This window comes from Cupriavidus cauae, from assembly GCF_008632125.1.
GTDB lineage: Bacteria > Pseudomonadota > Gammaproteobacteria > Burkholderiales > Burkholderiaceae > Cupriavidus > Cupriavidus cauae.
Genome location: NZ_VWRN01000031.1, coordinates 223,633 through 243,650, shown reverse-complemented (window position 1 = coordinate 243,650; position 20,018 = coordinate 223,633). Strand labels below are relative to the sequence as shown.

Annotated in this window: 16 protein-coding genes; 9 read left to right on the top strand and 7 right to left on the bottom strand. The window is 69.0% G+C overall.

Translation table 11 applies throughout. The annotated features are described in order from the left end of the window. Positions 1–12: 12 nt before the first annotated feature. The 5 genes from F1599_RS12010 to gatC all read right to left on the bottom strand — a co-directional run bounded on the left by F1599_RS12010 (position 13) and on the right by gatC (position 5,147). Complete coding sequence (locus tag F1599_RS12010) at positions 13–783, bottom strand: DUF484 family protein (protein ID WP_149317336.1); 771 nt, start codon at positions 781–783, stop codon at positions 13–15. Between the two features lie 255 nt (positions 784–1,038). After that, a complete protein-coding gene (gatB, locus tag F1599_RS12005; protein ID WP_149317337.1) occupies positions 1,039–2,496 on the bottom strand; it encodes an Asp-tRNA(Asn)/Glu-tRNA(Gln) amidotransferase subunit GatB in 1,458 nt (485 codons plus the stop codon). 150 nt (positions 2,497–2,646) lie between these two features. Further along, positions 2,647–3,153, bottom strand: a complete 507-nt coding sequence (locus tag F1599_RS12000; RefSeq protein WP_223819592.1) for a hypothetical protein — start codon at positions 3,151–3,153, stop codon at positions 2,647–2,649. After that, a complete protein-coding gene (gene gatA, locus F1599_RS11995; RefSeq protein WP_150083244.1) occupies positions 3,150–4,673 on the bottom strand; it encodes an Asp-tRNA(Asn)/Glu-tRNA(Gln) amidotransferase subunit GatA in 1,524 nt (507 codons plus the stop codon). Before gatA ends, F1599_RS12000 begins: the two co-directional genes overlap by 4 nt. 174 nt (positions 4,674–4,847) lie before the next feature. Next, a complete protein-coding gene (gatC, locus tag F1599_RS11990) occupies positions 4,848–5,147 on the bottom strand; it encodes an Asp-tRNA(Asn)/Glu-tRNA(Gln) amidotransferase subunit GatC (RefSeq protein WP_149317339.1) in 300 nt (99 codons plus the stop codon). Between the two features lie 733 nt (positions 5,148–5,880). Here gatC and F1599_RS11985 point away from each other — a divergent pair. The 5 genes from F1599_RS11985 to rodA all read left to right on the top strand — a co-directional run bounded on the left by F1599_RS11985 (position 5,881) and on the right by rodA (position 12,333). Further along, on the top strand, positions 5,881–6,924 hold the full coding sequence (locus F1599_RS11985) for a rod shape-determining protein (RefSeq protein ID WP_023264573.1): 1,044 nt from the start codon (positions 5,881–5,883) through the stop codon (positions 6,922–6,924). Between the two features lie 215 nt (positions 6,925–7,139). Further along, positions 7,140–8,204: a rod shape-determining protein MreC gene (gene mreC, locus F1599_RS11980; RefSeq protein WP_150083243.1), complete on the top strand. Its 1,065-nt coding sequence runs from the start codon at positions 7,140–7,142 to the stop codon at positions 8,202–8,204. Then, positions 8,201–8,713: a rod shape-determining protein MreD gene (gene mreD / locus F1599_RS11975; RefSeq protein WP_006579990.1), complete on the top strand. Its 513-nt coding sequence runs from the start codon at positions 8,201–8,203 to the stop codon at positions 8,711–8,713. The genes mreC and mreD overlap by 4 nt, the downstream gene beginning before the upstream one ends. A gap of 60 nt (positions 8,714–8,773) precedes the next feature. Beyond that, positions 8,774–11,179, top strand: a complete 2,406-nt coding sequence (gene mrdA, locus F1599_RS11970; RefSeq protein WP_150083242.1) for a penicillin-binding protein 2 — start codon at positions 8,774–8,776, stop codon at positions 11,177–11,179. 11 nt (positions 11,180–11,190) lie between these two features. Next, the gene (rodA, locus tag F1599_RS11965) at positions 11,191–12,333 is read left to right on the top strand and encodes a rod shape-determining protein RodA (protein WP_149317343.1); all 1,143 of its coding nucleotides are present in this window, start codon (positions 11,191–11,193) and stop codon (positions 12,331–12,333) included. A gap of 33 nt (positions 12,334–12,366) precedes the next feature. Here the strand turns inward: rodA and F1599_RS11960 are convergent, their stop codons facing one another. Beyond that, positions 12,367–12,996 (bottom strand): tetratricopeptide repeat protein, encoded by a 630-nt coding sequence (locus F1599_RS11960; RefSeq protein WP_223819604.1) that lies wholly within the window; start codon positions 12,994–12,996, stop codon positions 12,367–12,369. Between the two features lie 400 nt (positions 12,997–13,396). Between F1599_RS11960 and F1599_RS11955 the strand changes: the two genes are divergently transcribed. The 3 genes from F1599_RS11955 to F1599_RS11945 all read left to right on the top strand — a co-directional run bounded on the left by F1599_RS11955 (position 13,397) and on the right by F1599_RS11945 (position 16,592). After that, the gene (locus tag F1599_RS11955) at positions 13,397–14,383 is read left to right on the top strand and encodes a LysR family transcriptional regulator (RefSeq protein WP_150083240.1); all 987 of its coding nucleotides are present in this window, start codon (positions 13,397–13,399) and stop codon (positions 14,381–14,383) included. A 231-nt stretch (positions 14,384–14,614) separates the two neighbouring features. After that, positions 14,615–15,610: a Bug family tripartite tricarboxylate transporter substrate binding protein gene (locus F1599_RS11950; protein ID WP_150083239.1), complete on the top strand. Its 996-nt coding sequence runs from the start codon at positions 14,615–14,617 to the stop codon at positions 15,608–15,610. A 10-nt stretch (positions 15,611–15,620) separates the two neighbouring features. Next, positions 15,621–16,592 carry a M14 family metallopeptidase gene (locus F1599_RS11945; RefSeq protein WP_150083238.1) on the top strand — a complete coding sequence of 324 codons (972 nt, stop codon included), beginning with the start codon at positions 15,621–15,623 and terminating at the stop codon, positions 16,590–16,592. Positions 16,593–16,634: 42 nt separating this feature from the next. On the opposite strand, the gene F1599_RS11940 is transcribed toward F1599_RS11945, so the two are convergent. Next, positions 16,635–17,627 carry an Rpn family recombination-promoting nuclease/putative transposase gene (locus F1599_RS11940; protein ID WP_150083237.1) on the bottom strand — a complete coding sequence of 331 codons (993 nt, stop codon included), beginning with the start codon at positions 17,625–17,627 and terminating at the stop codon, positions 16,635–16,637. Positions 17,628–17,941: 314 nt separating this feature from the next. On the opposite strand from F1599_RS11940, the gene F1599_RS11935 reads away from it, so the two are divergent. Next, positions 17,942–19,945: a methyl-accepting chemotaxis protein gene (locus F1599_RS11935; RefSeq protein WP_223819591.1), complete on the top strand. Its 2,004-nt coding sequence runs from the start codon at positions 17,942–17,944 to the stop codon at positions 19,943–19,945. Positions 19,946–20,018: the final 73 nt, after the last annotated feature.

Below are 20,018 nucleotides of genomic sequence, written 5' to 3'. Positions count from 1 at the left end.
CGGGTCCTCGCCTCAGGCGCGCAGGCGCGCCAGCGCCGCGCCGGCCAGTTCGCCGATGCGGCTCAGATAGGCGGTGCCCATGCCTTCGTGGAAGCGGCGCGGGTCGGGCGAGCCGAGCACCAGCAGGCCGAAGGTCGGACCCGTTTCGGCGTCCTCGCCGGCGGGGGCGCGCAGCGCGACCATCGCGAGCGATGCGATGTCGTCGCGCTCGAGCCAGTCGACCGCCTGCTTGCCACCTTCGCCAAGCGTATCGGCCGCGGCCGCTGACGCGGGTGCGGGTGCAGGCGGGGCGCCCTCTTCGGCGACGGCCGGTTCGATGGCCCACGGATTGCCGCCGCAATACGGCGTCTGCAGACCCTCGGCAAAGCGGCGCGCGGCTTCGGTCGCGGCGGCCGCGTCGCCGCGCAGCAGATCGAGCGGGGCGTGCGTTTCGGCCAGCTGCCACAGCCGCAGCGCGACGGCCGGCACATCGAACACCTGCTGCAGGCCCTGGCTGACCGCCATCGGCAGCGCCAGCGCATCGGCTTCGCCGAGCAGCCGCAGCTGCCACGCGTGCATGCGGTTCTGCGTGCGGTCGTTGTCGTGGCCGTGGCGCATCAGATTGGCCAGCTTCAGTTCGAGGCCCTTGTTCTTCTCGCGCAGGATTTCCATCTGGCGTTGCTGCAGCGACACCGCGCGATGGCTGTGCGGGCTCGTCAGCTGCACGGAGGCCAGCAGCTCGGCGTGGTCCTCGAAGAACTGGGGATGACTTTGCAGATAGGCGGCGACGTCTTGCGGATTCATTGGCGGGTCATCGAACGATTTGCGCTGGAGTGTAGCAAACGCAGTTGGTGAGGAGCGGGCTGCCCTCTCCCCAGGCTTTCTCCCGCAGGCGGGAGAAAGAAGAAAAACGCTGTCGGTGTTCTCCCTCTCCCGCAAGCGGGAGAGGGCCGGGGAGAGGGGCCGGGCGATCGATCGACCAGCATGGCGCCAAACCCGCCGCGCCATGAAAAAACCCGCGCCTGAGCGCGGGTTCGTCATCTGCCTGCATCGCGCCTGTCAGCCGAGCTTCTTGCGCAGCAGTTCGTTGACCTGGGCCGGATTGGCCTTGCCCTTGGTCGCCTTCATCGCCTGGCCGACCAGCGCGTTGAACGCCTTCTCCTTGCCGGCGCGGAATTCCTCGACCGACTTGGCGTTGGCGGCCAGCACCTCGTCGATGATGGCCTCGAGCGCGCCGGTGTCCGACATCTGCTTCAGGCCCTTGGCCGCGATGATCGCGTCCGCGTCGCCGTCGCACTCGCCGGCCCACATCGCCGGGAACACGTCCTTCTTGGCGGTGTTGTTCGACACCGTGCCGTCGGCGATGCGCTTGAGCAGCAGCGCGAGCTGCGCGGGGCGGATCGGCGCGCCGTCGATCTCGATGCCCTCGCGGTTCAGCTGCGAGGCGACATCGCCCATCAGCCAGTTGGCTGCGGGCTTGGCGTTGGCCGCGCCGGCTTCGGCGACGACCTGCTCGAACCAGTTGGCCAGCGCCTTCGACGAGGTCAGCACGCTGGCATCGTAGGCGGGCAGGCCATATTGCGAGACGAAGCGGGCCTGCATCGCGGCCGGCAGCTCCGGCATCGCGGCGCGCACGCGCTCGACCCAGGCCGGCTCGATCTCGAGCGGCAGCAGGTCCGGATCGGGGAAGTAACGGTAGTCGTGCGCGTCTTCCTTGGTCCGCATCGCGCGCGTCTCGCCGGTGTCCGGATCGAACAGCACCGTGGCCTGCTGGATCTCGCGGCCGTCCTCGATCTCGGCGATCTGCCAGCGCACCTCGTATTCGATGGCCTGTTGCAGGAAACGGAACGAGTTCAGGTTCTTGATCTCGCGGCGCGTGCCGAGCTTGTCGCTGCCGACCGGCCGCACCGACACGTTGGCGTCGCAGCGGAAGCTGCCTTCCTGCATGTTGCCGTCGCAGATGCCCAGCCACACCACCAGCGAATGCAGCGCGCGCGCATAGGCGACCGCCTCGGCGGCGCTGCGCATGTCGGGCTCGGTGACGATCTCGAGCAGCGGCGTGCCGGCGCGGTTCAGGTCGATGCCGGTCATGCCGGCGAAGTCCTCGTGCAGCGACTTGCCCGCGTCCTCCTCGAGGTGGGCGCGGGTCAGCTGCACGGTCTTCTCGTAGAACTCGCCCTTGCGGCCCTCCACCTGGAAGGTCAGGCTGCCGCCCTGCACCACCGGAATTTCGTACTGGCTGATCTGGTAGCCCTTGGGCAGGTCCGGGTAGAAGTAATTCTTGCGCGCGAACACGCTATGCGGCGCGACATGGGCGCCGATCGCCAGGCCGAACTGGATCGCACGTTCGACCGCGGCCTTGTTCAGCACCGGCAGCGTGCCGGGCAGCGCCAGATCGACCGGGCAGGCCTGGGTATTGGGCGCCGCGCCGAACGCGGTGGAGGCGCCGGAAAAAATCTTCGAGGCCGTCGATAGCTGCGTATGCGTTTCGAGGCCGATCACCACTTCCCATTGCATGGCGGTATTCCTGTTGGTTCCTTGCGGCGGCGCCGGCATGGGCCGCGCCGCCGTTTGCTTTCGCGTTCTGCGTTGTGCGTTCCGCGTTCTGCGTTGTGTCGCTGTGCGTTTCGTCGCTGTGCGTTCCGTCGCTGCGGGTTCTGCCGCGCGCTATTGCGTGCGCGCGCAGGTGCCGGTGCCCGGTTCGAACATGACCGGCCACGCCTCTTCGTAGATGCCCGGCGTGCAGCGGCTCTGGCAATTGGCATGCGCCAGCGTGACGCGGCGCGGGTCCTGCCAGACCAGCAGCTTGCACGCGCTGCCGTCGCGCGCGGCCAGCTCGATATGCGGCTTGCGGCGGGTCTGGCGGAACTCGGCCAGGTCGAAGCTGCACGAGCCGCGCTTGCCGACCCACAGCTTCCACGACAGCTGCTGCACGTTGTTGTCCGACACGCGCAGCTGCGCGTCCTCGCGGAAACCGTCCTCCTCGGTGCGGCGGCAGTCGCCGGCCAGGTCGATATCGCGATCGGCGATCGGCGTCGGACCGCCGATGCGCGGCAGCGGAATGCAGCCGGCCAGCGCGGCCAGCAGCACGGCGGTCAAGCCCAGGCGGCCGGCCGAAAGACCGGCGGACGGACGGCGGGACGGGCGGGTCGAAAGCAGCGCGTTCATGGTCATGCCTGCGAAGGCTGGCGCAGATGCCAGTCGGTAGCCTGCTGGAAGGCGTGCGCGGTCTGCAGCAGCTGCGCCTCGCCGAAGTAGTTGCCGATCATCTGCAGGCCGACCGGCATGCCGCCCTCGCCGAAGCCGCAGGGCACGCTCATGCCGGGCAGGCCGGCCAGGCTGGTCGACAGCGTGAAGATGTCGGCCAGGTACATCTGCACCGGATCGGCGCTCTTCTCGCCGAGCTTCCACGCCACCGTCGGCGCGACCGGTCCCATGATCACGTCGCATTCGCCGAAGGCGCGCTGGAAGTCGTCCGCGATGATGCGACGGATCTTCTGCGCCTGCAGGTAGTAGGCGTCGTAGTAGCCGTGCGACAGCACATAGGTGCCGACCAGGATGCGGCGCTTGACCTCCCAGCCGAAGCCCTCGGCGCGGGTCTTCTTGTACATGTCGAGCAGGTCGCGGTACTCGGCGGCGCGGTGGCCGTAGCGCGCGCCATCAAAGCGCGACAGGTTCGACGACGCCTCGGCCGGCGCGATCACGTAGTAGACCGGGATCGACAGTTCGGTCTTCGGCAGCGACACCTCGACCAGCGTCGCGCCGAGCTTCTCGTATTCGCGCAGCGCGGCGCGCACCGCGGCCTCGACATCGGCCGACAGTCCGGCGCCGAAGTACTCGCGCGGCAGGCCGATGCGCAGGCCGGCCAGCGGCTGGCTGGCGCTGGCCCCGCCGCGCGGCTGGCCCAGCAGCCGCGTGAAGTCCTCGTCCACGCCGCCCTGGGCCGGCGTCAGCGAGGTCGAATCGCGCTCGTCGAACCCGGCCATCGCATTGAGCAGCAGCGCGCAGTCCTCGGCGCTGCGCGCCATCGGGCCGGCCTGGTCCAGCGACGAGGCGAACGCGATCATGCCGAAGCGCGACACGCGGCCGTAGGTCGGCTTGATGCCGGTGATGCCCGAGAACGCGGCCGGCTGGCGGATCGAGCCGCCGGTGTCGGTGCCGGTGGCGGCCGGCGCGAGGCCCGCGGCGACCGCCGCGGCCGAGCCACCCGACGAGCCGCCGGGCACGCGCGACGCGTCCCACGGGTTGCGCACCGGGCCGAAGTGCGAGTTCTCGTTGGACGAGCCCATCGCGAATTCGTCCATATTGGTCTTGCCCAGCGTCACCATGCCGGCGGCGGCCAGCCGCTCGACCACGGTGGCGTCGAACGGACTCTCGTAGTCGGCCAGCATGCGCGAGCCGGCGGTCGAGCGCCAGCCGCGCGTGACGAACACGTCCTTGTGGGCGATCGGCACGCCGGTCAGCGGAACGGCCTCGCCGCGCGCGCGGCGTTCGTCGGCGGCGCGGGCCTGGGCCAGCGTCAGTTCGGCGTCGACATGGACATAGGCGTTCAGCGCGCCGGCCTGCTCGATGCGGGCCAGATAGTCACGCGCCAGTTCTTCGGCCGACACCGCGCCGGCGGCGAGCGCGTCGGCGATCTGGCGCAGCGAGGTCACGGTCGAGCCGACCGGGAAGGAGGAAGCGGAAGAAGACATGGAGTGTCGGAAAAGCTTCGGAGAACGGCCGGCGGGGCATGGGCGCCGCCGGCGGATCGATTCGGAAGATGCCACCTTGGCGTATCGGTACGTCGATACGGAAATTTCGGGCGACGTCGGCGGGCCGGGTGCGGGACCGTTATCGGGACCTTATCGGGGCCGTTATCGGGAACGTTATTCGATCACCTTCGGCACCAGATACAGGCCGGCCTCGGTGGCCGGCGCGGGACGCTGGTAGTCATCGCGCCGGTTCGGCTCGGTGACGACGTCGTCGCGCAGGCGCTGCTGCATCTCGCGGACCGCCGACAGCGGATGCGCCAGCGGCGCGACGCCGCTGGTGTCCACCGCCTGCATCTGCTCGACCAGCGAGAAGAATTGATTCAGTTGCCCGAGCGTCTGGCCGGCTTCTTCATCGCTGATGTCGATGCGGGCAAGATGGGCGATGCGCTTGACGTCGGTTAGCTCGAGTGCCATGGCGTGGGTGCGAGGAATTCCAGAGGGCCCGGCAGTCCGGCGCAAGGCCGGAACGAAGCCGGGAGAAGGACGACCGTGCGGACAGCGTCGGGAGCGCCGGACCGGGCCAGGCGGGCGTGCCTTGGGCGGCGCCGCGTCCGGACCGCTGTCGGGCAGTTGCCGGGCCATTGCCGGGCCGTTGCCGCGTCGACATCGGCCTGGGGAAAGTGCCGCGCGCGACGCCCCACAATCGTCAGAATTACAGGTTTTTTCAGGGCAATTTGCCGCCGAAACACGCGGAATTATAAGGTATCATTCCGTTTTGCCGCCGCCCCTGGCGGCGCCTTCGCCGCTTGGACCCAGCGTCCGGCCGCTGAAGGACGCCGGACCCGACTGCCCGCGGGGCCCGGACCAGGATCCTCCGATTAGACCGACTCGCCGCTGCCCCCTTGTGGGTGCCGGGTCTGTGGCGCCCGGACCGCCGTCCGGCCATCCGCCAAATGAAGTTTGGCGAACTTTCTGGCGCCGTCTAATCAAAGGTTCCCGTGGGAATGCGTTCCGCCGGCCCGGCGGGCGAAATCCCTCAGGACTGTCGCGGTTCGCCTGGCGCACCGCAACGGCATGGGCGGGACCGTGGATGCGCGGAAGGACGCGCGCCGTTTCCATCGAAGACATATGAATATCGCGGCCGGCGCCAAGGACTGGCGCCGGCCGCTTCGCATACCTGCGAACCCACCAGAAAACAGGACTCCTGATGTTCGGATTTCTCCGCAGCTACTTTTCCAACGATCTCGCGATCGACCTCGGCACCGCCAACACGCTGATCTACATGCGTGACAAGGGCATCGTGCTGGACGAACCGTCGGTGGTCGCGATCCACCTGGGCGGCGGCCCGAACGCCAAGAAGACCATTCAGGCAGTCGGCAAGGAAGCCAAGCAGATGCTGGGCAAGGTGCCGGGCAACATCGAGGCGATCCGCCCGATGAAGGACGGCGTGATCGCCGACTTCACCGTCACCGAGCAGATGCTCAAGCAGTTCATCAAGATGGTGCACGACAGCAAGCTGCTGCGTCCGTCGCCGCGCATCATCATCTGCGTGCCGTGCGGTTCGACCCAGGTCGAGCGCCGCGCGATCCGCGAGTCGGCGCTGGGCGCCGGCGCCTCGCAGGTCTACCTGATCGAGGAACCGATGGCCGCCGCGATCGGCGCCGGCCTGCCGGTGTCGGAGCCGTCGGGCTCTATGGTCGTCGATATCGGCGGCGGCACCACCGAGGTCGGCATCATCTCGCTGGGCGGCATGGTCTACAAGGGCTCGGTGCGCGTCGGCGGCGACAAGTTCGACGAGGCCATCGTCAACTACATCCGCCGCAACTACGGCATGCTGATCGGCGAGCAGACCGCCGAAGCCATCAAGAAGGAAATCGGCTCGGCCTTCCCGGGTTCGGAAGTGCGCGAGATGGAGGTCAAGGGCCGCAACCTGTCCGAGGGCATCCCGCGCGCGTTCACGGTCTCGTCCAACGAGATCCTGGAAGCGCTGACCGATCCGCTGAACCAGATCGTCTCCACCGTGAAGATCGGCCTGGAGCAGACCCCGCCGGAACTGGGCGCCGACATCGCCGAGCGCGGCATCACGCTGACCGGCGGCGGCGCGCTGCTGCGCGACCTGGACCGCCTGCTGGCCGAGGAAACCGGCCTGCCGGTGCTGGTGGCCGAGGATCCGTTGACCTGCGTGGTGCGCGGCTCGGGCATGGCCCTGGAGCGCATGGACAAGCTCGGCAGCATCTTCGCCTACGAGTAAGCCGGTCCGGCAAAAGGATCGTTCCCGTGGCGAAGCGCGCCCTGCCCGCACCGCTGGCCCAGGCCGGCCACGGGCAGGTCCGCCGCCGCGCCACCCTGGCCAAGCCGGCCGCCGCCTGCCGGCGGCCCGCGCGACTCCGCCAATTCCGGTCCGCCCCCGGACGCCCGAGCGCGGCGTGCCGGCGATGCGGACCGCCACCGCCTGCGTACGGCTAAATGGATTACACGCCGCCACCGCTATTCAAGCAGGGCACGTCCGCGTTCGCGCGCCTGGTCATCTTCGTGACGATGGCGCTGGTGCTGCTGGTCGTCGACGCCCGCTTCGATGCGCTGTCCACGGTCCGGCAGGTCGCCGCCACCGTGCTGATGCCGGTCGAGCGCGCCGTGCTGGTGCCGCGCGACATGGCGCGCGCCGCGTTCGACTATCTGCAGTCGTCCGCCGCGCTGGCCAGCGAGAACCGCGAGCTGCGGCGGCGCGCGGTGGCGCAGGCCGACGACGCGCTGCGCCAGGCCCAGCTCGAGGCCGAGAACCGCCAGCTGCGCAAGCTGCTGGACCTGAAGGAGCAATCGGCCACGCCGGTCACGGCGGCCGAGGTGCTGTACGACGCGCGCGATCCGTACAGCCAGCGCATCGTGATCGACCGCGGCAGCCAGCACGACGTGCGGGCCGGCTATCCGGTGATCGACGATCGCGGCGTGGTCGGCCAGGTCACGCGCGTGACGCCGTTCCAGTCCGAAGTCACGCTGCTGACAGACAAGGACCAGGCGATCCCGGTGCAGGTGGTACGCAACGGCCTGCGCAGCATTGCCTTCGGTGGCGGCAAGGCCGGCATGCTGGACCTGCGCTTCATGGCGGCGTCGGCCGATCTGCAGCAGGGCGACCTGCTGGTGACCTCGGGCCTGGACGGGGTCTATCCGGCCGGGTTGCCGGTCGCGCGCATCGTGCAGATCGAACGCAAGGCCGATACCGCGTTCTCGCGCGTCTACTGCGAGCCGGTCGCGGGCGTGCGTTCGCACCGCCAGCTGCTGGTGGTGCGCTACGAGGCCGAGAAGCCCTCGCGCGACCTGCCGGCCGGCGACGACGGCAAGAACGCGGGCAAGGCAGGCAAGACGGACAAGGCAGGCAAGGCCTCGAAAGCCGACAAGCCCGAGAAAGCCGACAAGGCGGAAAAAACCGAGAAGGCGCCCAAGCCCAAGGCGGACGCCGCGGCTACGGCCGCCACAGTTGCTACGGTCGCCGCGGCGCCCGCGGCCGCGCCGAGCCAGGAGCAGAAGCGGTGACCCATCCCCAATACCTGCTGCGGCCGGTCAACCCGGCCTTCATCGCGCTGACCTTCGTGCTGGCGTTCCTGTTCAACCTGCTGCCGTGGGGCGACATCCTGTGGGTGCCGGACATGGTGGCGCTGGTGCTGGTGTTCTGGAACATCCACCAGCCGCGCAAGGTCGGCATGGGCGTGGCCTTCGTGCTGGGCCTGCTGATGGACGTGCACGATGCCCGCCTGCTCGGCGAGCACGCGATGGCCTACACGCTGCTGGCCTACTTCGCCATCACGATCCACCGCCGCGTGCTGTGGTTCAGCGTCTATACGCAGGCACTGCACGTGCTGCCGCTGCTGTTCATCGCGCATGCGGTACCGGTGGTGATCCGGCTGCTGATGGGCGCGCCGCTGCCCGGCTGGCCGTTGCTGGTCGCGCCCGGCATCGAGGCGCTGCTGTGGCCGCTGGCCACCGGCCTGCTGCTGGCGCCGCAGCGCCGCTCCATCGACGTCGACGAAACCCGGCCGATCTGACGGCATGGCACTCCGCTCGCAGCCTCTCTCCGTGCCCCGACCGCCCGTCCCCGCAGCACCATGACCGAAATCCGCAACGTCGAACTCGAGCTCGGCCGCTTCCGCCTTCGCGTGGCGGCCGCGGCGCTGTTCGCCGTGATCCTGTTCGGCCTGCTGTTCCTGCGCTTCTTCTGGCTGCAGTGGTACAAGCACGACCAGTATTCGGCCAAGGCCGAGGACAACCGCATCTCGGTGGCGCCGATCGAGCCGAACCGCGGCATCATCATGGACCGCAACGGCATCGTGCTGGCGCGCAACTATTCGGCCTACACGCTGGAGATCACGCCGTCCAAGCTGACGCAGTCGCTGGATGACACCATCGATGAACTGTCCGAACTGATCGACATCCAGCCGCGCGACCGCCGCCGCTTCCGCCGGCTGATGGAAGAGTCGCGCAGCTTCGAGAGCCTGCCGATCCGCAGCCAGCTCAGCGACGAGGAGGTGGCGCGCTTCTCCGCGCAGCGCTTCCGCTTCCCCGGCGTCGACGTGCGCGCGCGGCTGTTCCGCCAATATCCGATGGGCGAATCGGCCTCGCACGTGGTCGGCTACATCGGCCGCATCTCGCAGCGCGACCAGCAGCGCATCGAGGCGATGGACGTGGCCAACGACGCCAATCCGGCCAACTACGACCCGCGCAAGGATGCCGACAACTACAAGGGCACCAACTACATCGGCAAAGTCGGCATCGAGCAGAGCTACGAGACCGAGCTGCACGGGCTGACCGGCATCGAGGAAGTCGAGGTCAGCGCCGGCGGGCGGCCGATCCGCACGCTGTCGACCGCGCCGGCGACGCCGGGCAACAACCTGATCCTGTCCCTCGACATCCGGCTGCAGCAGCTGGCCGAGGCGCTATTCGGCGACCGCCGCGGCGCGCTGGTGGCGATCGAGCCGGCCACCGGCGACATCCTGGCTTTCGTCTCCAAGCCGACCTTCGACCCGAACCTGTTCGTCGAGGGCATCGACACCGCGACGTGGAACGAGCTGAACAATTCGCCGGACAAGCCGCTGCTGAACCGCCCGCTGCGCGGCACCTATCCGCCGGGCTCGACCTACAAGCCGTTCATGGCGCTGGCGGCGCTGGCGACCGGCAAGCGCACCGCCAACTGGGGCATGCACGATCCCGGCTTCTTCACGCTGGGCAACCATACCTTCCGCGACGACAAGCCGGGCGGCCACGGCTGGGTCGACATGTACAGCTCGATCGTGGCCTCGTGCGACACCTACTACTACGCGCTGGCGCGCGACATGGGCGTCAACGCGATCCACGACTTCATGAAGCCGCTCGGCTTCGGCCAGCTGACCGGCATCGACATCGAGGGCGAGAGCCGCGGCATCCTGCCGTCGACCGACTGGAAGCGGCGCGCCTACCGCAAGCCCGAGCAGCAGCGTTGGTATGACGGCGAAACGATCTCGCTGGGGATCGGCCAGGGCTACAACAGCTTCACGATCCTGCAGCTGGCGCACGCGACCTCGATCCTGGTCAACAACGGCGTCGTGATGAAGCCCCACCTGGTCAAGGCGGTCGAGGACGCGGTCACCCGGCAGCGCCGCCTGACGGTGCCGAAGGAAAGCTATCGCCTGCCGTTCAAGCAGTCCGATATCGACGTGATCAAGCGCGCGATGGTCGGCGTCACGCATTCGGGCACCGCGGCGCGCGTGTTCGCCGGCGCCGCCTACGAGTCGGCCGGCAAGACCGGCACCGCGCAGACCTTCTCGCTGAGCAAGGGCGAGAAGTACAACCACCACGCGCTGGCCGAGCACAAGCGCGACCATGCGCTGTACACCGCGTTCGCGCCGGCCGACAAGCCGAAGATCGCGCTGGCGCTGATCGTCGAGAACGCCGGCTTCGGCGCGCAGCACGCCGCGCCGATCGCGCGCAAGGTGATGGACTACTACCTGCTGGGCAAATGGCCCGCCGAGCTGGCCGAGATCGCGCCGCCGGCCGCCGAGCGCGCGCACGGGCTGCCGCCGGTCGATACGCCGAGCGTCTTTACCACCGGCCATACCGCCAGCATCGCCAGCGCGACCGCGATGGGCAACACGCTGGCCAACGAGGACGCGCAAGGCGAGCCGGGCGGCAAGGACGAAGGCGCCAAGGGCACCAGGAATGGCGGCGGCAGCAACGGCAACCAGGACGGCGCCAGTGCGGTAGCCGCCGCGCCGACCATCGATCCGCAGGCGATCGCGCCCGCCTCGGCGCCGCTGACGCTGGGGGACCGCATGCGCCAGGCGCTCGGCCACAGCAAGCCGCCGCATGACGGCGCGCCGCCGGCTCCGCCTTCGCCATCCGCCCCGGCCGCACCGGGTGCACCGGGCGAGCGCAAGACGCGCCCCGCCACGCCGCCCGCCGCGCCGGGCCCCGCACCGTCTCCCGCATCCCGCACCCGGCAGGCCGCCGCGGCGCCGGGCGCCAACGTCACGCATTGAAGGAGGCGCAGATGGATCGCAGACGCGCCCTGTCCCTGATCAAGACCGCGCTGACCGGCTTCGACAAGCCGCTCGCGCTGATCGTCTTCCTGTTGTTCGCCACCGGCATCGTGGCGCTGTACTCGGCGTCGATCGACGTGCCGGGCCGCGTCGAGGACCAGCTGCGCAATATCCTGCTGTCTTACGCGGTGATGTGGGTGATCGCCTATCTGCCCACGCAGACGCTGATGCGGGTCGCGGTGCCGCTCTATACGGTCGGCGTCGCACTGCTGATCGCGGTGGCGATGTTCGGGCTGATCCGCAAGGGCGCGCGCCGCTGGCTCAATGTCGGCATCGTGATCCAGCCCTCCGAGCTGATGAAGATCGCGATGCCGCTGATGCTGGCCTGGTACTTCCAGAAGCGCGAAAGCGCGTTGCGCTGGTTCGACTTCATCGTCGCCGGCCTGCTGCTGGCGGTGCCGGTGGGCCTGATCGCCAAGCAGCCCGACCTGGGCACCGCGCTGCTGGTGCTGGCCGCCGGCATGTACGTGATCTACTTCGCCGGCCTGTCGTGGAAGCTGATCCTGCCGGCACTGGCGATCCTGGTCACGCTGATTTCCGGGCTGCTGTTCTTCGAGCACGACATGTGCGCGCCGGGCGTCAACTGGCCGGTGCTGCACGACTACCAGCAGCACCGGGTCTGCACGCTGCTCGATCCGACCACCGATCCGCTCGGCAAGGGCTTCCACACCATCCAGTCGATCATCGCGATCGGCTCGGGCGGCCTGATGGGCAAGGGCTGGCTCAAGGGCACGCAGACCCACCTCGAGTTCATTCCGGAGAAGCACACCGACTTCATCTTCGCGGTCTACTCCGAGGAATTCGGCCTGGTCGGCAATGCGGTGCTGCTGGTTCTGTACCTGCTGCTGATCTTCCGCGGGCTCTATATCGCCGCCAATGCGCCGACGCACTTCTCGCGGCTGCTGGCCGGCGCGGTGACGCTGATCTTCTTCACCTATGCCTTCGTCAACATGGGCATGGTCAGCGGCATCCTGCCGATCGTCGGCGTGCCGCTGCCGCTGATCAGCTACGGCGGCACCGCGCTGGTCACGCTCGGCATGGGGATCGGCATCCTGATGAACATCTCGCGGCAGAAGCGGCTGATTCAGACTTGAAGCACGCCGCGCGCTTGCCGGCTCGCCTGTCCGCTACATCGTCGGCGTGCGCGATCTGACGGTCTGCTCCAGCAGCGAGCGCAGCTTGGCCAGCGCGCCGGGATCGCCACGCGCCGCGGCCCTGGCGTACCAGATCTTGGCCTGCTCGATATCGCGCTCCACCACCCCCGGCTCGCCGCGCTCGTAGAAGCTGGCGACGATGTACTGCGCCCCGCCGTCGCCCGCGGTCGCGGCCCGCGTGTACCACTCGAAGGCCTTGGCGTAATCGCGCGGCACCCCGCGGCCGATGAAGTAATTGGTCGCCAGCGCGACCTGCGCCTGGATATGTCCGCCCTGGCTGGCGCGCTGATACCAGCGGTTGGCCTCTTCCAGCGACTTGGGCACCAGGTCGCCGCGCTCATGCAATTCGCCCCAGGTGAATTGGGCATGCGTCATCTCGTTGTCCGCCGCCTTCTTCAGCCAGACCAGCGCCTCCTGGGGCTTGGACGCCGTGCCGTCGCCGCGCAGCAGCATCATCGCGTAATTGAACTGCGCCAGCCGGTTGCCCCGCCGCGCCGCCTCCGCGAAGTCGCGCAGCGCGCTCTCGAAAGCGCCCGCCTCGTAGGCGGCCACCGCCTGCCGGGTCAACGTCTCCGCGGGCTGCGGCGGCCGGGGTGCCGCCATCGCGGTCTGCCAACCGCCCAGCAGGATCAGGATGCAGGCGGCGTGGCGGACGAGGCGGCGAACGGTCGGCATGGCGGACTCCCAGCGAGGTCGGGCTTTCCAGCCAGTGTAGGAGTCGGTGCGAAGGGGCGATAGGCTGCGGCGCGGCAGGCGCGAGGCCGGATTGTCGAGTGAATCGGGCGCTCCGGGGCCGCGCCGGACTATTCCGCGGACAAATATGGAGCGATGCTTATCCAACGCCTCCATTCGTCGATGGGATGGTTTGCCCGCCCCTGCCGGCGTCGCCGCACCGGGGCCGCAAACCGTGCATGCCGCTTCGGACGCTCTAGAATGACGCGGCCGCGCACGTTGCGCGCAGCCGCCTGACGCGTCCCGACACGAACCCATCGCCCGCCTCCCCATGCATATCCGTTGGCTCGAAGACTTTGTATGCCTGGCCGAGGCCGGCAGCCTCGCCCGCGCCGCCGAACTGCGCAATGTCACCCCGCCCGCGTTCGGCCGCCGCATGCAGGCGGTCGAGGTGTGGGCCGGCGCGCCGCTGATCGATCGCAGCGTGTTCCCGGTCCGGCTGACCGCCGAGGGCCGGCAGTTTCTGGAGGCGGCGCAGTCGGCGCTGCACACGCTCGAGGAAACGCGGCTGGCGCTGCGGGCGGCCCACCGCGTCGACGCCAGCACCGTGGTGATCGCCACCGGCAAGACGCTGTCGCGCTCGCTGGTGCCGGCCTGGCTGGCGGGACTGCGCCAGGCGCTGCGGCACGATCCGGTGGCCGCGGGCTTTCGCACCCGGCTGTCGACCTTCGCCATGCACGACGCGCTGGCGATGTTCACCGAGGGCGATGCCGATTTCCTGCTGTGCTACAGCCCACCGGACCTGCCGGTGCGGCTGGACGAGGCGCGCTATCAGTTCCATCCGGTCGGGGTCGAGCGGCTGGTCTGCGTCGCCGCCGCCGATGCCGCGGGCGGGCCGTGCTTCCGACTGCCCGGGCGTGGCAAGAGCGGCGCGCCGGTGCCGACGATCGCCTATGCGGAAACCCTGACGATGGGCCGCATGGTCAATCAGGAGATCGCCCGGCGCAAACTGGCCGGCCGCCTGGACGTGGTGGCGGTCTGCGACTTCGCCGAATCGGTGCACGAGATGGTGCGCCAGCGCATGGGCCTGGCCTGGCTGCCGGCCCGGCTGATCGCCGACGACCTGCACGCGGGCCGGCTGGTGCGCGCCGATATCGGCAGCGTGGCGGAGGCCGGGACGGAGGGTGGCCAACAGGGCGGCCAGCACGGCGGTCAGCCGGGCGGCAATCGCGATCTGGTGCTGCAGATCCGGCTCTACCGTCCGCGCGCGCCGATGCGTCAGCTGGCCGAGGCGTTCTGGCGCGCCGCGACGGCGTGATGCCGCTGGCGGCGGAGGCGATGCCGCGCCGCCTTGCCGAGCCGCTTGCCTGCCCTTCGCCTGCCCTTCGCCTGCCCCTTGCCTGCCCCTGCCCGGTCCGTGATAGGCCCCTTGCCACAAGCCTTGCCGATCCGGCAATCGCCATTGCCAAACCCGCATGCGCGGACACGGCGCCGCTCCCTAACATCGCGCCATACCACATCGATAACACATAGACACGGGAGCGTTGCCATGAAGATCTCGCTGCGGACTGCCACCGCCGCCACCTTGCTGTTTTCCGCCGCCTCGGCGATGTCGCTGCTGCCTGCCGGCGCCGCGCGCGCCAGCGAATGGCCCGCCAAGCCGATCACGCTGGTGGTCGGCTACACGGCCGGCGGCAGCGTCGACCTGGTGGCGCGCACCATCGCGCCCGAGCTCGGCAAGCGGCTGGGCCAGAGCGTGGTGATCGAGAACCTCGGCGGTGCCGGCGGCACCATCGGCGCGGCGCGCGTGGTCAAGGCCGAGGCCGATGGCTACACGCTGCTGATGGGCTCGGGCAGCGAGGTGTCGATCGCGCGCGTGACCAATCCGGCGGTCCGCTACGACGGCGAGAAGGATTTGGCGCCGATCACCTTCGTCGGCACGCAGCCGATGGTGCTGGTCGGCAAGCCGACGCTGCCGGCGCGCAATGCCGCCGAACTGATCGCGCTGGCCAAGGCCCAGCCGGACAAGCTGGCCTACGCCTCGTCGGGCGTCGGCACGCCGCTGAACCTGGCCGGCGAGCTGATCAAGCAGCAGGGCAAGGTCGGTATCACGCACGTGCCGTACAAGGGCGCTTCCGCGATGGCGACGGACCTGCTGGGCGGCCAGATCGATCTGGCGGTAATGGTGCTGTCGTCCGCGCTGCCGCATATCCAGGCCGGACGGGTCAAGGCCTATGGCGTGACCGAAGCCAAGCGCGCCGCGGTGGCACCGGAGGTGCCGGCGCTGGCGGAGACGCCCGCGCTGAAGGGCGTCGACATGGGCGTCTGGTTCGGCCTGATGGCACCGAAGGCCACGCCGCGCGCTGTGGTGGATCGGCTCAACAACGAGATGCAGGCCGTGCTGGCGATGCCGGAGGTCCGCAAGAAGCTGGCCGAGGCCGGCGTCGAGGTCGCGCCCGCCAATCCGGCGCAGTTCGCCGCCTTCGTCAAGCGCGAGACCGCCAAATACCGCACCATCGTGCAGGCGGCCGGCATCCAGCAATAACAGGGACGTTATGAACACGATGACCACGCTCGACGCCTATCCGGTCGAAGTCGCATTTCCCGATATCCGCCCGTATGCCGACGGCAATACCGGCGTCGCCTATGTCCATCATTTCGACAGCGGCGTGCCGGGCCCGCACGTGATGATCAACGCGCTGACCCATGGCAACGAGGTCTGCGGCGCGATCGTCGTCAAGGAGCTGCTGGACCTCGGGCTCAAGCCGCGCCGCGGGCAGCTGACGCTGGCGTTCGCCAACGTCGACGCCTATCACCGCTTCGATCCGGCAAAGCCCGACGCCTCGCGCTTCGTCGACCAGGACTTCAACCGCGTCTGGACCGCCGCGGTGCTCGACGACGCGTCGCGCGACTCGTCCGAACTGCGGCGCGCGCGCGAGATGCGCCCGCTGATCGATCGCGTCGACCTGCTGCTGGACCTGCATTCGATGCACGAGAAGAGCCTGCCGCTGATCGTGTCGGGCCCGCTCGACAAGGGCGTGGCGCTGGCGCGCGCGCTCGGCGCTCCGGCGCATGTGATCGTCGACGAAGGCCATCCGGAAGGCCGTCGCATGCGCGACTACGCCGGCTTTGGCGATCAGGACAGCCCGAAGAATGCGCTGCTGATCGAATGTGGCCAGCATTGGGAGGCATCGTCGGTCGCGGTGGCGCGCGACAGCACGGCGCGCTTCCTGCTGACCGCCGGCATCGTCGACAGCGGCGACCTGCCTGCCGGCTGGCTGTCGGCGCCGGTCGCGCCGCAGCGCGTGGTGCGCGTCACCGAGCCGGTGGTGGCCACCAGCATGAATTTCCGCTTCGCCGGCCCCTATACCGGCCTGGAGACCTTCTCCGAGCCCGGCACCGTGATCGGGTGGAACGACGGCGCGCCGGTGGTGACGCCGTATCCCGACTGCGTGCTGGTGATGCCGTCGCTGCGCCAGCTGCGTCCTGGCGTGACGGTGGTTCGGCTGGGACAGCTGCTGGCTTGATCCTGCGCGGCAAAGATGCCCCCGAAGAGCATCGCCGCGCCCTTATCGTGTCTTGAAGACGGCGTCGAGCGATCCCGCCGTCAGCAGCCGCCCGCTCCATCGCCGGATGTCGGCGGCCTGCGCCGCGTTCAGCTTGGCAACGATATCGGCCGGCAGCGGCCCGAAGCGGCGGGCCAGCAGTTGCTGCAGCACTCGCGCGGCGCCTTCCTGCCGGCCCTTTGCGAGTCCTCGCTTCTCCCCCTTTTTCTCCCCTTTTTTCTCCCCCTTCTGCATGCCCCTCTGCTCGTGCTGGGCTGCCCACTCGTCCATACGTTGTGCCAGTGACATTTCCAGTTCCTCCAGATCGCAGACCCGTGGCAGCGCGAGCTTGCCCTTGCGCTGCCTCAACAATACGCTACGCATCCACATCGCCAAAGTTCGCCTGAGTTCCTTGCGCCCATCGATCCAGCGACGGACCTCTCGAATCACGCGGACAAGACTCCGCTCACTCTTTAGCCGATTGAAACGCATCACGGCGGCCACCAAATTTCGCCGCCGCGAAAGCTGGGCTTCCGTGTACTGGCTCTCGTCGATCAGGTGATAGCGAAAACGTGGAACCGGCAAGTCCGCATCGTGAACGATCAGCCTTTCGACATCCACTGGCGCTCGCCATTTCGTTTCGCCGTTGTACAGCACGATCGGCAACACCGGCGGCAGCAAGCGGCCGGGCAGACATTCCTTGCGCCGGATCAGGTCCTGATACAGAAGCATTAGATAACTCAACACGCGGACCGCCATGAAGGTGTCGACGGTACTCTGGAACTCGATCAGGATGTACAGGTACATCCAATCCTGGCCGGTTCGCACGCGCCAAACCACGTCATCGGCGCGCTCGCGGAAGTCATCGGTCACGTAGCTGCAAGGCATGCGCTCCAGGGTCTTGAAATCGACCTTCCGCCACCATTGCTTCGGCACAAAGTCCTTCAGCAGGTCCCTGACGAATTCGGGACAGGAGTACAACAGTTTGTACGATACGTCGTCGTGCTTGGCCATCATGCCGTCGTGCGAAGGCGCATTGCGCCGAGGCCGTCAGCATGCCGACACAAGCCCTGTGAAGCTGTCGTAAAAGTTGCCGCCCTATGAGTTACTGATTTGTTGCCGGGCGACGGTAATCCCCTCGTAGAAATCGGTGAACACCCTCATCAAGCCCCGGCCAGTTCCGACCGTAAACCAACCCATGACGACGTGACGGAGATCATGCGTCCGCCGTGCGCCATGTGGTGCCGGCAACTTCCTTTTCGCAGGAAACGGACGTGCGCCCCCTTGCCCCCGCCCCCCTTGCTTCGTCGGCTGCCGGCCTTGCCGGTGCCTTGGCTTCCTCCCCTACCGATACCTCGTCCACCAGCCAGCCGTCGCGCCGCTGGCGCCCTGGCGCCGCGCGGATCGGCACGCGGCTCGCGCTGATCGTGCTGGCCGTGCAGGTGCTGGTATTCGGCCTGTTCGCCTGGGTGCTGTCGGACAGCAGCATGCGCCAGCTCGAGGCGCAGCAGCGCGCGGCGATGAGCGCGCAGAACGAGACGCTGCGCGATCTGCTCGGCCAGTTCGACGACACCATGCTGCAGGAGGCGGACCGCTTCCTGCTGAGCTTCGCCGCGGTGGTGCCCGGCCCGTACGCGGTCGATCCCGCCCAGACCATCGAGGTCGCCGGCCAGCCGACGCCACAGTTCAGCAGCGGCGAGGTCGTGCTGAACAACAACTTCGCGCTGCCGGACCGCTTCTTCTCGACCACCGGCGGCACCATCGCCACGGTGTTCGCGCGCCGCGGCGACGACTTCGTGCGCGTGACCACCTCGCTGAAGAAGCAGAACGGCGAGCGCGCGGTCGGCACGCTGCTCGACCGCGCCGGCGGCGCCTATGCCGCGGTGCAGGCCGGGCGTTCGTACCGCGCGCTGACGTGGCTGTTCGGCAAGCCGTACATGAGCAAGTACGAGCCGGTGCGCGATGCCGCCGGCAAGATCGTCGGCGCGCTCTATGTCGGCGTCGATGTCAGCGCCGAGCTGGCGATGCTGAAAAACCGCATCCGCCGCAAATCGATCGGCACCGACGGCCATTTCCTGGTGGTCGACGCCAGGCCCGGTCCCGACCAGGGCAAGCTGCTGGTCGGCCGCCGCCAGGAGGGCACGGTGCAGCTGGACGCCCGCGACGAAGACGGCAAGACCTGGCTGCGCGAGATGATTGCCGCGCGCCAGGGCAGCCTGACGCATCGGATCGCCTTCGACGGCAGCGCCCCGGCGTTGCGCCTGACGGCGTTCGAGACCTATCCCGAATGGCAATGGCTGATCGTCGGCTCGGTGCCGGTCGACAGCCTGCGCGCCGAACTGATCGCGAATCGCAATCGCTTCCTCGCGGCCGGCCTGGCGCTGGCGCTGCTGGTGTCGGCGGGATTCTGGTGGATGCTGCGCCGGATGGTCAGCGCGCCGCTGGCCGATGCGGCAGCGGCCGCGCGCAGCCTGGCCGCCGGGGACCTGACCGCGCGGCTGGACAGCCCGCGCCGCGACGAGATCGGCGAACTGATGCGCGCGATCGACGGCGTCGGCCAGGGCCTGTCCGGCATCGTCGGCACCGTGCGGGCCAGCGCCGATGCGATCGTCGCCAGCACCGGCGAGATCGCCAGCGGCAACGCCGATCTGTCGGCACGCACCGCGAGCCAGGCCAGCAGCCTGGAGCGCACCGCCGCCAGCATCGAGCAGCTGAGCGCGACGGTGCGGCAGAACGCCGATGCCGCCGTGGACGCCGACGCCACCGTGCGCAGCGCCGCCGATGCAGCCCGGCACGGCGGCGGCACCGTCGAGCGTGTGGTGCAGACCATGGACGGCGTGCATCGCAACGCGCAGCAGGTGGTCGACATCATCGGCATGATCGACGGCATCGCCTTCCAGACCAATATCCTGGCGCTGAACGCGGCGGTCGAAGCCGCCCGGGCCGGCGAGCACGGGCGCGGTTTCGCGGTGGTGGCCGGCGAGGTGCGCAGCCTCGCGCAGCGCAGCGCCACCGCGGCAGGCGAGATCAAGGCGCTGATCGAGCGGACGGTCTCCGATCTGCGCGACGGCCACGCAGCGGTGCAGCAGGCCGGCAGCGCGATGGAAGACATCGTGCGCCAGGTCGAAGGCATCGCCACGCGCATGGCGGAAATCAGCGCGTCCTCGCGCGAGCAGGCGCAAGGCATCGCGCAGGTCAGCGACGCGCTGGCCGAGATGGACGGCGTCACGCAGCAGAACGCGGCGCTGGTGGAAGAGGCCGCTGCGGCGGCCGAAAGCCTCGATCAGCGCGCGCAGCAGCTGCGCGAGGCGGTGCAGGCGTTCAGGCTGGCGTAGCGGCGGGGCCGCGGTCGGCGCTGGAGCGCGCCCCGCTGTTCGGACCGGACAGCGGGGCGTCGCGAACCTGCAG

Excerpts from the sequence above, each read along its gene's own strand:
- F1599_RS11985 (WP_023264573.1), top strand. The coding sequence starts at position 5,881 with ATGTTCGGATTTCTCCGCAGCTACTTTTCCAACGATCTCGCGATCGAC.
- gatC (WP_149317339.1), bottom strand. The coding sequence starts at position 5,147 with ATGGCACTCGAGCTAACCGACGTCAAGCGCATCGCCCATCTTGCCCGC.
- mreC (WP_150083243.1), top strand. The coding sequence starts at position 7,140 with ATGGATTACACGCCGCCACCGCTATTCAAGCAGGGCACGTCCGCGTTC.
- gatA (WP_150083244.1), bottom strand. The coding sequence starts at position 4,673 with ATGTCTTCTTCCGCTTCCTCCTTCCCGGTCGGCTCGACCGTGACCTCG.
- F1599_RS12010 (WP_149317336.1), bottom strand. The coding sequence starts at position 783 with ATGAATCCGCAAGACGTCGCCGCCTATCTGCAAAGTCATCCCCAGTTC.
- F1599_RS11950 (WP_150083239.1), top strand. The coding sequence starts at position 14,615 with ATGAAGATCTCGCTGCGGACTGCCACCGCCGCCACCTTGCTGTTTTCC.
- gatB (WP_149317337.1), bottom strand. The coding sequence starts at position 2,496 with ATGCAATGGGAAGTGGTGATCGGCCTCGAAACGCATACGCAGCTATCG.
- mrdA (WP_150083242.1), top strand. The coding sequence starts at position 8,774 with ATGACCGAAATCCGCAACGTCGAACTCGAGCTCGGCCGCTTCCGCCTT.
- F1599_RS11945 (WP_150083238.1), top strand. The coding sequence starts at position 15,621 with ATGAACACGATGACCACGCTCGACGCCTATCCGGTCGAAGTCGCATTT.
- F1599_RS11940 (WP_150083237.1), bottom strand. The coding sequence starts at position 17,627 with ATGATGGCCAAGCACGACGACGTATCGTACAAACTGTTGTACTCCTGT.
- rodA (WP_149317343.1), top strand. The coding sequence starts at position 11,191 with ATGGATCGCAGACGCGCCCTGTCCCTGATCAAGACCGCGCTGACCGGC.
- F1599_RS11955 (WP_150083240.1), top strand. The coding sequence starts at position 13,397 with ATGCATATCCGTTGGCTCGAAGACTTTGTATGCCTGGCCGAGGCCGGC.
- F1599_RS12000 (WP_223819592.1), bottom strand. The coding sequence starts at position 3,153 with ATGACCATGAACGCGCTGCTTTCGACCCGCCCGTCCCGCCGTCCGTCC.
- F1599_RS11960 (WP_223819604.1), bottom strand. The coding sequence starts at position 12,996 with ATGGCGGCACCCCGGCCGCCGCAGCCCGCGGAGACGTTGACCCGGCAG.